The sequence below is a fragment of the Caballeronia arationis genome (genome assembly GCF_001544975.2).
GTDB classification, from domain to species: domain Bacteria; phylum Pseudomonadota; class Gammaproteobacteria; order Burkholderiales; family Burkholderiaceae; genus Caballeronia; species Caballeronia arationis.
Genome location: NZ_FCOG02000599.1, coordinates 1 through 563 on the forward strand (window position 1 = coordinate 1; position 563 = coordinate 563).

Genomic DNA, 563 nt, shown 5'->3' on the forward strand with positions numbered 1-563 from the left:
GGGTCGCGGGATCAGGTGTCGGGCATCGCAAAGGAGACCCACAAGGTTGACGCGACGCGCTGGGCCAGTCCGCTCATTAAGGCGGGCGACGAAGTCCAGTTTGATCGCGAACCCGACGGGCGCTACCGATACGCGCTGCATGGCGTCTGGTACCACCTGTCTGTCGACGAGCTCAATGCGCGGTTCGCGGTCGAGAACGTCAGCGAGGGATGGGAAGTGGTGCACGAAGGTCTGTGCGCGCGTTTCCCTGACCAAGCGGTGGCGCTCCGGTCGCGCGTGAAGGCGCTCGGCGTCGATCAGTGGCTCGACTGGGAGTTTCAGGTTGATGATCTGGTCGAAACGCTGCTCAAGCCGACGGGCTGTGTCGTCGCATGGGAGCAGGGGTGCGGCAAGTCCCGGCTCGCGTTGGCGCTAATCCTCGTCTCGGGCGTGAAGCACGGCCTCATCGTTGTTGAGTCACGGCTCATCGAGGAAATGCTCAAGGAGGTGGGGCAGTTGCCCATCTCGGCTGAGCAGGTGAAGGTAATCGAATCGGCGGCCGACCTTAACGACCTCCGGCAGAT

The 563-nt window shown here is 63.2% G+C and carries 1 pseudogene; it reads left to right on the top strand.

Annotation, left to right across the window (positions count from 1 at the left end):
• Positions 1–15: 15 nt before the first annotated feature.
• Positions 16–563 (top strand): annotated as a pseudogene (locus AWB81_RS44050) (helicase); the annotation flags it as partial.